We start from the raw sequence: 14,108 nt of genomic DNA on the forward strand, positions 1-14,108 counted from the left end.
ATATGTCTCCTTTGCTATAATGCTCAAGGTTTGGAGAGTGTGTATGGAAGATTTTGTAATCAAGGGCAACCTTTTTGAACTGTATGGTGACCTGTTAAAGGGGAATCAGCGTAAGGTTTATGAATATCATATCATGGATGACATGAGCTTTACGGAAATCGGCGAGGAAATGGGGATTTCGCGTCAGGCAGCGCAGGAGCTTTTCCGCAGAGCAGACCAGAAGCTGCAGGAAACCGAGCGGATTCTGGGGCTCCAGGATAAGCTCTCGGAAATCCGTTCGATTGCAGAAAAAATTCAGGATCTTTCACAAGAAGAAGCGATCCGTAAACTTGCAGGAGAGATTATTAATGGCATTTGAAAATTTATCCGATCGTTTAACGAACATATTCGCAAACCTGAGCGGCAAGGGGAAGCTTACTGAGGATGATGTTAACAAGGCGCTGCGAGAGGTCCGCATGGCACTGCTCGAGGCGGATGTAAACTTCAAGCTTGTTAAGGACTTCGTTGCCAAGGTTAAGGAAAAGGCGGTAGGTGAGGAAGTACTCAATTCTCTGACACCTGCGCAGATGGTTGTAAAAATTGTAAATGATGAGCTCACTGAAATGATGGGCTCGGAAACAACCGAAATCCGCCTGCGCCCGCAAAACGAAATTACAGTCATCATGATGGTGGGTCTGCAGGGTGCCGGTAAAACCACAACAGCCGCGAAGCTTGCCGGTAAATTTAAAGCGATGCATCGCTCTCCGGTGCTGGTTGCCTGTGATGTATACCGGCCTGCAGCAATCGAGCAGCTGCGTGTCAACGCCGAGAAGCAGGAGGTACCGTTTTTCTCCCTGGGAGACAAAATCAGCCCTGTAGAGATTGCGCAGAAGGCTGTAGAGGAAGCTAAGACACAGCACTGGAATGTCGTGATCCTGGATACTGCCGGACGACTGCAGATTGATGAGCGTCTCATGGACGAGCTCAGCAACATAAAAAAAGCCGTACAAGTAGACTGGAGCATCCTTACCGTGGATGCCATGACCGGACAGGAGGCTGTGAATGTAGCACAGACCTTTGTAGACAAGGTGGGCATCGATGGTGTGATCCTGACAAAATGTGATGGTGACACACGAGGCGGTGCTGCGCTGTCGATCAAGGCGATGACCGGGAAGCCGATCCTGTACTTAGGTATGGGCGAGAAGCTCTCCGATCTTGAGCAGTTCTATCCTGACCGTATGGCTGGGCGTATCCTGGGCATGGGCGATGTGCTTTCTCTCATCGAGAAGGCGCAGCGGGAGATGGATGAAGAAAAAGCCAAGGAGTCGGTACGCCGCCTGTCCAGGGGACAGTTCAATTACGACGACTTTATGGATCAGATGGATCAGATGAGCCGCATGGGTGGTCTTGCCGGTATCCTGAAGATGCTTCCCGGCATGAATAAAGCCATGGGCGATTTTGATCTTGAGGAATCCGAGAAACAGATGGCAAGGATCAAGGCGATTATCCAGTCCATGACCTTAAATGAGCGTGCCAATCCCAGACTCATGAATCCTTCCCGCAAGCGTCGGATCGCTGCCGGTGCGGGCGTGGATATTGCCGAAGTTAACCGCCTTGTGAAGCAGTTCGATCAGATGCAGAAGATGATGAAGCAGTTTGGCGGGTCAATGAGAGGACGGCACGGATCCATGCCAAAGCTTGGAAACCTAGGCGGTCTCGGAGGCTTTGGCGGCAGAAAGGGCAGACCTTTCTAACACCTTAACACAGGTTTCTACAGCATAGCTGTTGAACATATATTTTTACGTATTGATAAACTAAAGGAGAATTACAATGGTTAAGATCAGATTAAGAAGACTTGGACAGGCACATGCACCTTTTTACAGAGTAGTGGTTGCAGATTCCAGAACTCCGAGAAACGGCAAGGCAATCGAGGAGATCGGTATCTATGATCCGACAAAGGAGCCGACTGTGCTTAACATCGATGCAGAGGCAGCTAAGAAGTGGCTTGCCAACGGCGCTCAGCCAACAGAGACAGTTGCAAAGCTTTTAAAGAAGGCCGGCATCTGCTAATTGATCCCAACGAATTGTGAGGTGTCCTAAATGAAGGAATTACTGGAAACAATTGCGAGAGCTCTTGTTCAGTTTCCTGATGACGTAAAGGTCCAGGAAGAGGATAAGGACGGCGAGGTTCTCCTTACCCTGTCTGTGAACGAGCAGGATATGGGAAAGGTAATCGGTCGTTCGGGACGAATTGCAAAGGCAATCCGCTCAGTTATGAGTGCTGCCGCATCCAAGGCGGATGTCAAGGTATCCGTAGATATAAGATAAAGGAGACTTTATGCAGAAAAAGCTTACCGTTGGTAAAATTGTTACCACCCATGGCTTAAAAGGCGAAGTCAAAGTATATCCTACGACAGAAGATCCAGACAGATTTTTGGACTTATCCAGGGTCTGGCTGGATCTTGGCGTTTCCGGATATAAAGAGCTGGAGGTGGAATACGTACGCTTTCAGAAAAATATGGTACTGGTAAAATTTAAGGGACTGGATCGTATCGAGGATGTGCAGTCCTTCCGGGATCATATGCTCCTTGTTGACCGTGAGGATGCCATCCCTCTGAAAGAGGGCGAATATTTTGTGGGCGATGTCATCGGTCTCACGGTGATAACCGATGAGGATGTAACGCTCGGCACGGTAAGTGATATCATGGAAACCGGCGCCAATAACGTATTTATCGTAAAAGACGATACCGGCAGAGAATATCTGATTCCGCACTCTCCCAATATTGTCAAGGAAATCAATCCCGAGGGAGGCTATGTCCGGATCCATGTGATCCCGGGACTTCTGGAGCTTACATGAAAAAATATTATGTAATGACGCTGTTTCCGGATATGGTACTGAACAATGTCCGGACAAGCATTACCGGCAGAGCAATTGCCGATGGCAAAATTTCCGTCGATGCCATCAATATCCGGGAGTATACAGAGGATAAACGGCATGGCAGAGTGGACGATTATCCCTATGGCGGAGGTGCCGGTATGCTCATGCAGGCACAGCCGATTTATGACTGCTACCAGGCGATCAGCGGAGCTCTCGGACATAATCCACGAGTACTTTACATGTCACCGCAGGGCAGAACCTTTGACCAGCGTATGGCAGAGGAGCTTGCCGGGGAGGAGGAGCTTGTGTTCCTCTGCGGTCATTACGAGGGCGTAGATGAACGGGCACTGGAGCTTATTCATGCGGAGAATGTCTCCATCGGCGACTATGTCCTGACCGGCGGGGAACTGGCAAGCTGCGTCATGATCGATGCCATTTCGAGGCTTGTGCCCGGAGTGCTGAACAAGGACGCGTCTTATGAAATCGAGAGCTTCTCGGACGGGCTTCTGGAATATCCTCAGTATACACGCCCCGAGGAATATATGGGGCTGAAGGTGCCGGAAATCCTTCTGTCCGGAGATCATAAAAAAGTAGAGGAGTGGCGGCACAGCATGAGTCTGGAACGCACAAGATCCGTCCGTCCGGAGCTATATGCGCTCTATCAGCAGGAGCACCCCGAGGAGTTTATGGAAAAGCCGAAGCGGAGGAGAAGAAAATCTCACACGGACAGCTGAGAAATCTATTGCATTCTCCTCGTATTTATGTTAATTTATAAAAGTTGTGACTTTAAAGAGATGTTCCTCTGACGAGGGAATCCGTAAGATGAGGGATTCGTGCCAATGCGCCGGAAATAGGTTCCGGGTATGCCGTGAATGAACGTCAAATAGAAAATGGAGGTATCACAATGGCTAACAGCGATATTATTAAGAGCATTGAAGAGGGACAGCTTAAGAAAGAGGTTCCTGCATTCAGAACCGGTGACACTGTAAAGGTGTACAACAAGATCAAAGAGGGCAACCGCGAGAGAGTTCAGATTTTTGAGGGTACTGTACTCAAGATCCAGGGCGGTTCCAACAGAGCTACCTTTACGGTACGTAAGGCTTCCAGCGGTATCGGCGTTGAGAAGACCTGGCCGCTTCACAGCCCGATGGTTGAAAAGGTTGAGGTTGTACGTGCAGGTAAGGTTAGAAGAGCAAAGCTTACCTATCTCCGTGAGAGAAGTGGTAAGGCTGCCAAGGTTAAGGCTCAGATCTGATCTTTTACAGCAACGATTCTCCAGGTGCTCCTTTAAAAAGGGGCGCCTTTTTTATTCATGGAAATTTTTTAGAGTTTGCTGGAAATTGTATCAGTAACAATAATTGGAACCATTTCGATGCGATTAGGACGACGCGAAATCAGGAATCGTCCTGAAAGGAAATTGTCGCAATGAAGGAAAAAAACATGATTCAGAGCATTGTGAGGGGCTTGTCCAACATCGTGGTACTAGTCGCGCTGGCATGGTTTGTGGTGCACAGCTTTCTCTCCCAGGCGTATGTCAGCGGACACAGCATGGAGCCCGCACTTGCTTCCGGAGATCTGGTCCTGGTGGATACGCTTAGTTATGATTTTGTGAAGCCCGCCCGTATGGATGTAGTGATTTTCCGGCGCAGTGATCATTCGCAAAATATCAAGCGGATCGTCGGTCTCCCCGGGGAAACGGTACTCATCCGCAGCGGTCATATCTATATCAATGGAAATCTACTGGAAAGCGACGAGATCTCGGATATTTCTCTTGCAGGTATTGCGGAAAATCCGGTGGAGCTGATGGATGACGAATATTTCCTGATCGGTGATAATGCCGATTCCTCCGAGGACAGCCGCTTTGCAAATATAGGTAATGTCAAGAAATCACAGATGATCGGCAAGGTATGGTTTGTACTGACCCCATTATCTAGAACAGGATTGGTAAAATAATGAACATTCAATGGTACCCGGGCCATATGGCCAAGGCAAAACGAAATATACGAAACGACCTGCAGCTCGTGGATCTGATCATCGAAATTCTGGATGCCCGCTGTCCGGAATCCTCCCGTAACCCGGATATCGACAGCTTTTCCAAGGATAAGGCTAGAATCATGCTGCTCAATAAAGCAGACCTTGCAGATCCCTCTGTGACGGCACAATTTGACCGGTATTTCCGGAACAAGGGCTTCTACACGCTGGAGGTGGATGCCCGGAACAAGGGCAGCCTGAAAAAGCTGAACGCTCTCATTGAGACAGCCTGCGCACCAATTGTGGAGAGAAACAAGGCGCGAGGCATACAGACTCCCGTGATCCGCGCGATGGTTCTCGGGATTCCGAATGCAGGCAAGTCTACCTTTATCAATTCCTACGTTGGTAAGGCAATGGCTAAAACCGGAAACAAGCCCGGTGTGACCCGGGGCAATCAGTGGATCAAGGTAAATTCACGGCTTCAGCTTTTGGACACGCCCGGCATTACCTGGCCGAAATTTGAGCGGGAAATTGTCGGTATGAATCTTGCCATCATCGGCTCTATCAATGATCAGATTTTAAATATTGATGAGCTGGTATTTTACCTGATCAAATATCTGGTACGGTATTATCCGTCCTGTCTCAGCGATCGCTATGGGGTTGAGATTGAAACTGCGGAGGAAGCGATCCGGGTGTTTGATGAAATCGGTATAAAGCGCGGCTGTCTTAAAAAGGGCGGAGATGTGGATTACTCCAAAACTGCCAAGATTATTCTGGATGATTTCCGGAGCGGAAGACTTGGCAGGATCACTTTAGAGCAGCCGATGCGGGAAGTGTGACTTTATGAGAGAGCTGAAGGGGGAACGTCTGGCAGCAGAGCTTACACGCCTTAAGGCGATGCGGGCGTATGAGGATCAGGCATCAGAGCTTTTATATATTGCAGGGATTGACGAGGCCGGCCGCGGACCGCTTGCGGGGCCTGTTGTCGCTGCCTGCTGCATCCTGCCTAAGGACGCCGTCATCCTGTATCTCAATGATTCTAAAAAGGTATCCGCCATCCGCAGGGAAGCATTACTCCCTGAAATCGAGGAAAAAGCGCTTGCATTTGGCTATGGTGTTGTAAGTGAAAAACGAATTGATGAGATCAATATCTTAAATGCCACCTATGAGGCCATGCATCTTGCAATCGCGATGACAGAAAAAAAGCTTGGAAAATCGCCGGAACTTCTTTTAAATGACGCGGTGACAATCCCGGGCGTAAGCATTCCCCAGATCCCGATTATCAAGGGAGATGCCAAGTCGGTTTCCATTGCGGCTGCCAGCATCATCGCCAAGGTGACGAGGGATCATATGATGGTCGAGCTTGACAAGCTATATCCGGAATATGGTTTTGCAAAGCACAAGGGCTACGGCACGGCACAGCATATTGCAGCGCTCAGAACCTACGGACCCTGCCCGATTCACAGAATGAGCTTTATCACAAAATTTATTGACAAGAGTAAGCGGGACAGCTGGAAATATAAGGACAGGCTTTACGAGGAGTTCGGTGCAGAGTAAATCAGAAAACCATACAAAGGGACAGAAATACGAGGAAAAAGCCGCGTTGTATCTTTTATCTCTCGGATATGAAATCCTCGAGCGGAATTACCGTTTCCATCGAAATGAAATAGATATCATCGCAAAAGACGGTGCATATATCGTATTTACAGAGGTAAAATACCGTTCCGGAACGGATCTGGGCTTTGGTTTTGATGCCGTAGATGCCCGAAAGCAGCAGCGGATCCGTAAGGTTGCCGAGAGCTATCTTATAAAACAAAGGCTCGGACTCTACAGCACGCCCTGCCGCTTTGATGTCATCAGTATTGACGGCACTGAGCTCAAGCATTTTATCAATGCGTTCTGAGGGATATCGGACAGCATGCACTCGCAGAAGCTAAAAATGCCAATCCAAAGTGGATCAGTGCGCACTTGTGCGCTGCTCTTCTTATTTTTCAGGAACTATGATATAATGCAATAAATCTTGCTCTATGGACAATATCTTAAAATTTATAGAGAGCTTATGTAAGTGGAGGCATACATGTTAGCTAAAGACTGTGAAAAGAAAATTATACTGACCGGAGACCGTCCGACCGGGAAGCTGCATCTTGGACACTATGTTGGTTCACTGATGCGCCGGGTTGAACTGCAAAATTCCGGAAAATTTGACGAAATCAACATTCTCGTCGCAGATGATCAAGCGCTGACCGATAACTGGGACAATCCCAAAAAGATCCGTGACAACATCATTGAGGTAGCTCTGGATTATCTCTCGGTCGGCATTGATCCGGATAAGTCCTTTATCTGCATCCAGTCGGCAATCCCGGCACTGCATGCCCTTACCTTTTATTATATGAATATGGTAACCACCCAGAGATTGTCCCGTAACCCTACGGTAAAGTCTGAAATGGCACTGCGGGGCTTTAACGGAAGCAGTACCGAGAACGATAATGAGGCGGGACTTCCGGCTGGATTTTTTACCTATCCGGTATCCCAGACTGCCGATATTACAGCATTTAAGGCTACAAACGTGCCGGTTGGCGAGGATCAACTGCCGATGCTGGAACAGGCAAAGGAAATTGTGCGGAAATTTAACAATACTTATAATTGCGACGTACTGGTAGAGCCGGATATTATGCTTCCTGAGAATGCCACACAGCGAAGACTTCCCGGTCTCGATGGCAAGGCTAAAATGTCCAAGTCTCTTGGAAACTGCATTTACCTCTCTGATGATCCTAAGACCGTAAAAAACAAGATCATGAGCATGTATACTGATCCGACACATATCAATATTTCAGATCCGGGACATGTTGATGGTAATATGGTATTTACCTATCTGGATGCCTTTTTAAAGGATGACAGCCAGTTTGCGGAATATCTGCCGGAGTATAAGAATCTGGATGAGATGAAGGAGCATTATCAAAAGGGCGGTCTAGGTGATGTAAAGTGCAAGAAATTCCTGCTTAAAATCATGGAAGAAACACTGGAGCCGATCCGCGCGGAGCGTGCAAAATGGGTACAGGATATCGGTAGTGTATTTGACATCCTTAAAGCCGGTACAGATCATGCTGTCAAGGTAACCAATGAGACGCTCAATGAGTGCCGCGCAGCCATGAGGATCAATTATTTTGATGATAAGCCATCCATCGTAGCCGACTGGGAGGCTTGGGAAAAGGAGAGTCATCAGGCGCAGTAAGGCGTCTTTTATATTTATGGGCACCTGGAAATCCCGCGGGTTAAGAGGCTCCCGGCTGGAGGAGCTGATTAACCGTACCAATGAAATCTATCTTGAGAAGCATCTCGCCGTGGTACAGAAAATACCAACCCCGATCACACCGATCAATATGAATCCGGATCATACCCAGATCACACTGGCGTATTTCAATCAGAAATCCACCGTCGATTATATCGGTGTAGTCCAGGGAATTCCGGTATGCTTTGATGCCAAGGAGTGTGCTCAGAAATCTTTTCCTCTTGCCAATGTACACCCGCATCAGATCCGTTTTATGTCGGATTTTGAGTCTCAGGGTGGCATCAGCTTTATTATCCTTGCTTTTACAGGGCTCAATGAGACCTATTATGTTCCATTTCGAGACATACTTACGTTCTGGAACCGGATGCAGGATGGCGGCAAAAAGAGCTTTAATTATGAGGAAATCGATCATAGCTATCAGATCCGCTCGCATAAAGAAATGCTTGTGCATTATCTTGAGCCGCTCCAGAGAGATCTCGATGAGAGAGCGGTGTTGGAGGATGGATAACTGACAGCAAAACCTGATGGAGGCTATATGAATATAATTGTTGTAGGCTGTGGCAAGGTTGGCATGGCTTTGGCTGCACAGCTCAACAAGGAAAACCACAATATTACAATCATTGACAATAATGAAAAGGTACTAAGACATGCAGTTGACACATTGGATGTCATGGGCATCCATGGCAATGGAGCCATGCTTCAGACCCAGCGTGAGGCGGATATCAAAAATGCAGATGTCATGATTGCCGCAACCAATTCGGATGAGATTAATATGCTTTGCTGCCTCATCGCCAAAAAGGAAGGAAACTGCTCCACAATCGCAAGAATCCGTGATCCTCAGTATACGGATGAGGTTTCCTATCTGCGGGATGAGCTGAACCTTGCCATGGTCATCAACCCGGAGATGGCTGCTGCCAAAGAGGTGGAGCGACTCCTGCGCTTCCCATCAGCAATGAAGATCGACAGCTTCTCCAAGGGAAAGCTGGATCTGATCCGCGCCAAAATCCCGGAGCACTCCAATATCTGCGGCAAAAAGCTTTCGGAGCTTGGCAAAAGTCTTAACGTACTGATCTGTATCATTGAACGTGGGGAAAACGTCATGATTCCGGGTGGTAATGATGAAATTCTTGCCGGCGATACGATCAGCTTCATTGCAAAGCCGCATGAAGCCAACAGCTTTTTCCAGCAATGCGGTATTGAATATTCTCCAATCCGCAGCTGCATGATTGTAGGCGGTGGAAGAGTAACGTATTATATTGCAAAATATATCCAGGAAAGCAGGCTTAACATCAAGCTTAAAATCATTGATATTGATAAGGACCGCTGTGAATTCCTTGCCGATGAGTTTCCGGATGCAACGATTATCAACGGAGATGGCACCGACCAGGATCTTCTCCTCCGCGAGGGGATAGAAAACCTGGATGCCTTCTGCTCGCTGACCGGCTTTGACGAGGAAAACATTATGCTTTCCTTGTATGCCGGCAAGCTTTCCAAGGCGCGCCTTGTTACCAAAATCAACCGTATTGCCTTTGAAAATGTCATCAGCGAGATGTATCTCGGATCCGTCATGTATCCGAAGCAGATCGTTGCGGATTATATTGTGCAGTATGTACGGGCGCTGCAGAATTCGCAGGGTTCCAATATTGAAACGCTCTACAAGATCGCTGACGGCAAGGCGGAAGCTCTGGAATTTAAGGTAAATAACAATCCGGCAATTGTAAATCATACCTTCATGGAGCTTAATTTCAAGCCCAATGTACTGGTTGCCGCAATTATCCGTGATCATAAGATTATCACCCCCGGTGGTAGTGATTTTATGCTGCCCGGGGACCGGGTCATTATCATAACCACCAATACGGGCTTTAATGATCTTAAGGACATTCTGGCATAAGGAGGAGAGTAAGTTATATGAATTTCAGCATGATCCTGTATGTGCTGGCATGGGTTTTGAAGCTGGAAGCCCTTTCCCTCATACTGCCTCTCATCTGTGCGGTGATCTATCATGAGTGGGCTTCGTCCGCAGCGATCCTGCTTACCGCAGTCGGCGCTGCCGTCATTGGTCTTTTGCTTGGACAGAAGAAGCCGAAGAGGACAGATTACTATGCCCGTGAGGGATTCATTACCGTAGCACTCTGCTGGATCATCATGTCACTTGTAGGTGCGCTGCCGTTTTTCCTCACAGGCGCGATTCCGTCTTATATCGATGCGGTTTTTGAAATTGTATCCGGATTTACAACCACAGGCTCCTCCATACTTACAGAGGTAGAGCACCTGGGCAAGGGACTGCTTTTCTGGAGAAGCTTCTCCCACTGGATCGGAGGTATGGGCGTACTGGTGCTGGTACTGACCATACTGCCGCTCGGAGGCGGATATAACCTTATGATCATGAAGGCGGAATCTCCGGGACCGGATGTGTCCAAAATGGTTCCGAGAGTCGCAGATACCGCCAAAGCCTTATATAAAATCTACCTGATTTTGACCATCTTCATGATCCTTATTTTTGTATTAAGCGGCATGCCCGTATTTGATGCACTCTGCATCGGATTTGGAACCGCAGGAACCGGCGGGTTTGCTGTAAGGAACTCCGGAATGGCAGATTACAGTATGCTGAGTCAGTTCCTGATTACGGTCTTTATGATCATGTTTGGCGTTAATTTTAACGTCTACTACATGATGCAGCAGAAACGGATCAAGGATGCGCTGCACTGTGAGGAAGCTAGAATTTACCTGATCATCATTGCGATTTCCACCTTTTTTATCGGATGCAATATCCTGCCACAGGTGGGAGATCTCCATCAGGCGTTCCATCATGCATTTTTTACTGTCGGCTCGATCATTACAACAACCGGTTTCGGAACGCTGGATTTTGCGCTCTGGCCCCAGGCATCGCAGATGATTCTTTTGTTTCTTATGCTCTGCGGAGCCTGTGCAGGCTCAACCGGCGGCGGACTTAAAGTATCCAGAGTTATTATCATGATGAAGGAAATCCGGAAGGAGCTTACGGTCATCATCCATCCGGAAGCGGTCATGCACATCCGACTGGAAAAAAAGAGTATTGAACACAGCGTCGTGCGGTCTGTAAACTGTTATCTGATCATGTATGTGCTGATTTTTCTGATTTCCGTATTTTTAATCAGTTGGGCAGATAATTTTGATTTTACGACCAATTTTTCCGCGGTTGCTGCAACCTTTAATAATATCGGTCCGGGCTTAGGCATGGTCGGACCAACCAGTAATTTCAGTACATACTCGGATTTTTCCAAGCTGGTACTTATTTTTGATATGCTTGCCGGAAGACTTGAAATTCTGCCGATGATGATTCTTTTTACTCCAAGAGTCTGGCGTAAATCCACATGGTAATCACCAGGTGGCAATCCGTCAGATCACAAAAATCACAAATTTCTGCATAATCTGCCCACTTCCGGATTCAACTATTCGTTAAACTAGAGTTTCGCGAATAGTTGAATTTCAGAGATCTGAACCCACTCTATCCGGATATTTCCCGGATGATTCCGGATTTCCGGTGGTCCGGAGCCATACATTGATATTTATTGTATTTTTTAAAATATATATAAATATCAGTGTATTTTTTTCTATGTATTTTCTGTCCTAAATTCCTTATCATTGAAACTGAATCAGACGGTTCTGGTACAGATACGAAATCAGGAAAACACTTTCCTTGCCATTATCAAACTTGATCCGTACCTTTACATCATCCATCATTGTAATGCAGCCTTTTCCTAAGGTCCGATGCATTATTTTATTACCGGGCTTAAGCTTTATCATAAATGCTTCCGGTATTGTTGTGGATTTTCCTTCCTTTGCCTTTATGTAATAACTCTGATTCTTTCGCTTCCATGCGTTCATTGCCTCTTTGGAACGAACTTCTCTTGATTCCTGCTTCGATCCCGGAAGCTTAGCCGATGCTTGTGCGTTCCTGATTTTATCATACGTTTTTACGGCATAGCTTTCCATAAACTGATGGATAAAGCTTGTGGCTTCATTTTTATAATTGAAAAGAATCAGCTGATTTTTGGCTCTGGTCACGCCAACATAAAAAATCCGACGTTCCTCCTCATATGTTTCCAGCTCCTTACGATCCTCACCGGTACAGGTTTTACGTATTTGTTTATTTTTTAACGAAATATCCGGTATCTCCTGAGGGAAAATACCATCGATCACATCCATAAGATAAACGGTATCATATTCCAGCCCCTTACTTGCATGGATCGTGGACAATATAAACGGACAATCCGGCTTACTCTGCTTCTCCTTAAGGATGGTCTCTAATTCCTTGAGCCTTGTAAGAAGCCCCTCCGGTCTCTCCACCTGATAAGACAAGAGGCGGAGAATCTGTATTTTGGAATCCGAGAGCTTGTTCCGGTCGAGGTATGCGCCGTATCCCATCTTGTGCACGATTCGGTTAAGAGCCTGGTCTGCACGGTCCGACTGCATATTTTTGAAATGAACCCGGATCGTGAGAACATTTTCCTCCATGGAGCGCGTCAGATGACAATACGTAAGTGCCGCATCCAGCACCGGCAGCTTATGCTCTACACTCTCACGGCATGCCTGCTCGGCAATTGCCCTCGTAAGATACAGCTGCAGCTTATAATAGATCTGCATAAACAGTTCTGTATCATATGGATCCTCCATAAACCGGAAGATATTGCTGATGTCCACCACCGTCCGCTGTCCAAAAAAAAGCAGCTCTGCATTTTTAATCCGATACTCGATTTTATTTCGTTCCAGGAGATCCACAAGCGGCAGCATGCTCTCATTATCCCGGTAGAGAACTGCCGTTTCACTCCTGCAATCCGCCGCAGCCTTTAAAAGATACCTGTACTGACTGCTTCTCGACGTAAGCTCCACGGTCCGGATATCTCTCCCCTCAGGTCTTACACTGCGAATGTGTTTCTCGTAGCGAAGCACGTTTTCCGCGATAAAGCGGTCTGCCTTATCTACAATTTTTTTCTGCGAACGGAAATTGTCCTCCATCCTAAGCACTTTTGCACCGGGGTGATCCTTAGGGAATGTCAACAGTGCTTCGGGATACGCTGCACGGAAGCCGTAAATACTCTGGTCCTCATCTCCGACCATAAAAAGCTGATCCCGTTTTCCGGACACCAGACGGATAATTTCATGCTGTATTCTGGAGGTGTCCTGTGCCTCATCCACCAGTACATACGGGTACCGGTTTTGGAAGTATTGCAGCGTTTCCGGGCTCTTTTTAAGGATCGACAAGGCATAGATCATCTGATCATCAAAGTCCATCCTGCTTTCCGCACGCATTTCCGCCTGATATCTCCGGTAGATCTCGTCAAGTTTAAGCTCCAGCCGTTCTCCCATCTCTTTGATTTCCTTAGGACCTGCCATACTGTTTTTAATCGACGTAATGGCAATCCGAACCATCCGGAGATCACTTTCTGCCGGATACTCCTTTTGCACTTCCTGATAAATCCGGGAAAGTATCCGGTTGATTTCCTGATCGTCCATAACAAGGGCATAGGGTCGTTTCCCGATTCTCCTGCCATAATACTGTATGATCCGGTAAGATAAGCCATTAATGGTGCGGAATTCCATAGATTCTGCAAGCTCCGCTCCAAAAAGCAAGGCAAATCTTGCCTTCATATCCTTCGTTGCTGCAACCGTATAGGTCAGCGTCAGAATCTGCTCCGGGCTTACTCCTCCAACAAGGATCATGTATCCAAGACGGCTCACAAGCACCGTGGTTTTGCCTGATCCCGGTACCGCAAGAAGCAGCACAGGACCATCGATTGTTGTTACAGCGATCCGCTGCTGCTCTGTCAGATGAATATTTGCATTTTCAAGATATTTTGTAAACTGCATGCAGCCATTATAGCAGAAAAACGCAATTTCTCATGTAACTTTACGGATAATTAGGCTATAATTCAGATAACGATACGCATCTGCCCTAAGCTCTGTCCGGAACATAGGCTTCAATGTATGCAGGAGCCGGTAACGGCAGCA

The 14,108-nt window shown here is 47.2% G+C and carries 16 protein-coding genes; 15 read left to right on the top strand and 1 reads right to left on the bottom strand.

Annotated features, from left to right (window positions below):
* Nucleotides 1-43 precede the first annotated feature (43 nt).
* The 15 genes from ACTNEN_RS01345 (at nucleotide 44) to ACTNEN_RS01415 (ending at nucleotide 11,477) form a co-directional block, all read left to right on the top strand.
* The gene (locus ACTNEN_RS01345; RefSeq protein WP_441204261.1) at nucleotides 44-358 is read left to right on the top strand and encodes a sigma factor-like helix-turn-helix DNA-binding protein; all 315 of its coding nucleotides are present in this window, start codon (nucleotides 44-46) and stop codon (nucleotides 356-358) included.
* A complete protein-coding gene (gene ffh, locus ACTNEN_RS01350) occupies nucleotides 348-1,733 on the top strand; it encodes a signal recognition particle protein (protein ID WP_441204262.1) in 1,386 nt (461 codons plus the stop codon). The genes ACTNEN_RS01345 and ffh overlap by 11 nt, the downstream gene beginning before the upstream one ends.
* A 76-nt stretch (nucleotides 1,734-1,809) precedes the next feature.
* Nucleotides 1,810-2,049: a 30S ribosomal protein S16 gene (rpsP, locus tag ACTNEN_RS01355; RefSeq protein WP_441204263.1), complete on the top strand. Its 240-nt coding sequence runs from the start codon at nucleotides 1,810-1,812 to the stop codon at nucleotides 2,047-2,049.
* A 30-nt stretch (nucleotides 2,050-2,079) separates the two neighbouring features.
* Nucleotides 2,080-2,307, top strand: a complete 228-nt coding sequence (locus ACTNEN_RS01360; protein WP_441204264.1) for a KH domain-containing protein — start codon at nucleotides 2,080-2,082, stop codon at nucleotides 2,305-2,307.
* 10 nt (nucleotides 2,308-2,317) lie between these two features.
* Nucleotides 2,318-2,836 carry a ribosome maturation factor RimM gene (rimM, locus tag ACTNEN_RS01365; RefSeq protein ID WP_441204265.1) on the top strand — a complete coding sequence of 173 codons (519 nt, stop codon included), beginning with the start codon at nucleotides 2,318-2,320 and terminating at the stop codon, nucleotides 2,834-2,836.
* The gene (trmD, locus tag ACTNEN_RS01370; RefSeq protein ID WP_441204266.1) at nucleotides 2,833-3,591 is read left to right on the top strand and encodes a tRNA (guanosine(37)-N1)-methyltransferase TrmD; all 759 of its coding nucleotides are present in this window, start codon (nucleotides 2,833-2,835) and stop codon (nucleotides 3,589-3,591) included. The genes rimM and trmD overlap by 4 nt, the downstream gene beginning before the upstream one ends.
* A 170-nt stretch (nucleotides 3,592-3,761) precedes the next feature.
* Nucleotides 3,762-4,112: a 50S ribosomal protein L19 gene (gene rplS, locus ACTNEN_RS01375; RefSeq protein WP_441204267.1), complete on the top strand. Its 351-nt coding sequence runs from the start codon at nucleotides 3,762-3,764 to the stop codon at nucleotides 4,110-4,112.
* A 170-nt stretch (nucleotides 4,113-4,282) separates the two neighbouring features.
* Complete coding sequence (lepB, locus tag ACTNEN_RS01380; RefSeq protein ID WP_441204268.1) at nucleotides 4,283-4,810, top strand: signal peptidase I; 528 nt, start codon at nucleotides 4,283-4,285, stop codon at nucleotides 4,808-4,810.
* A complete protein-coding gene (ylqF, locus tag ACTNEN_RS01385; RefSeq protein ID WP_441204269.1) occupies nucleotides 4,810-5,667 on the top strand; it encodes a ribosome biogenesis GTPase YlqF in 858 nt (285 codons plus the stop codon). The genes lepB and ylqF overlap by 1 nt, the downstream gene beginning before the upstream one ends.
* Before the next feature lie 4 nt (nucleotides 5,668-5,671).
* Nucleotides 5,672-6,385, top strand: coding sequence for a ribonuclease HII (locus ACTNEN_RS01390; RefSeq protein WP_441204270.1), 714 nt, complete (start codon nucleotides 5,672-5,674; stop codon nucleotides 6,383-6,385).
* Nucleotides 6,375-6,731 carry a YraN family protein gene (locus ACTNEN_RS01395; protein ID WP_441204271.1) on the top strand — a complete coding sequence of 119 codons (357 nt, stop codon included), beginning with the start codon at nucleotides 6,375-6,377 and terminating at the stop codon, nucleotides 6,729-6,731. The genes ACTNEN_RS01390 and ACTNEN_RS01395 overlap by 11 nt, the downstream gene beginning before the upstream one ends.
* A gap of 174 nt (nucleotides 6,732-6,905) precedes the next feature.
* Complete coding sequence (gene trpS / locus ACTNEN_RS01400) at nucleotides 6,906-8,060, top strand: tryptophan--tRNA ligase (RefSeq protein ID WP_441204272.1); 1,155 nt, start codon at nucleotides 6,906-6,908, stop codon at nucleotides 8,058-8,060.
* A 16-nt stretch (nucleotides 8,061-8,076) separates the two neighbouring features.
* Complete coding sequence (locus ACTNEN_RS01405; protein WP_441204273.1) at nucleotides 8,077-8,625, top strand: Holliday junction resolvase RecU; 549 nt, start codon at nucleotides 8,077-8,079, stop codon at nucleotides 8,623-8,625.
* A 27-nt stretch (nucleotides 8,626-8,652) separates the two neighbouring features.
* The gene (gene trkA / locus ACTNEN_RS01410; RefSeq protein ID WP_441204274.1) at nucleotides 8,653-10,008 is read left to right on the top strand and encodes a Trk system potassium transporter TrkA; all 1,356 of its coding nucleotides are present in this window, start codon (nucleotides 8,653-8,655) and stop codon (nucleotides 10,006-10,008) included.
* A 17-nt stretch (nucleotides 10,009-10,025) separates the two neighbouring features.
* The gene (locus tag ACTNEN_RS01415) at nucleotides 10,026-11,477 is read left to right on the top strand and encodes a TrkH family potassium uptake protein (protein ID WP_441204275.1); all 1,452 of its coding nucleotides are present in this window, start codon (nucleotides 10,026-10,028) and stop codon (nucleotides 11,475-11,477) included.
* 261 nt (nucleotides 11,478-11,738) lie between these two features.
* Here ACTNEN_RS01415 and ACTNEN_RS01420 read toward each other — a convergent pair whose 3' ends face one another.
* The gene (locus tag ACTNEN_RS01420) at nucleotides 11,739-13,967 is read right to left on the bottom strand and encodes an ATP-dependent helicase (protein WP_441204276.1); all 2,229 of its coding nucleotides are present in this window, start codon (nucleotides 13,965-13,967) and stop codon (nucleotides 11,739-11,741) included.
* Between the last annotated feature and the right edge of the window lie 141 nt (nucleotides 13,968-14,108).

Source organism: Oribacterium sp. HCP28S3_H8, from assembly GCF_052064775.1.
Classification (GTDB): domain Bacteria; phylum Bacillota; class Clostridia; order Lachnospirales; family Lachnospiraceae; genus Oribacterium.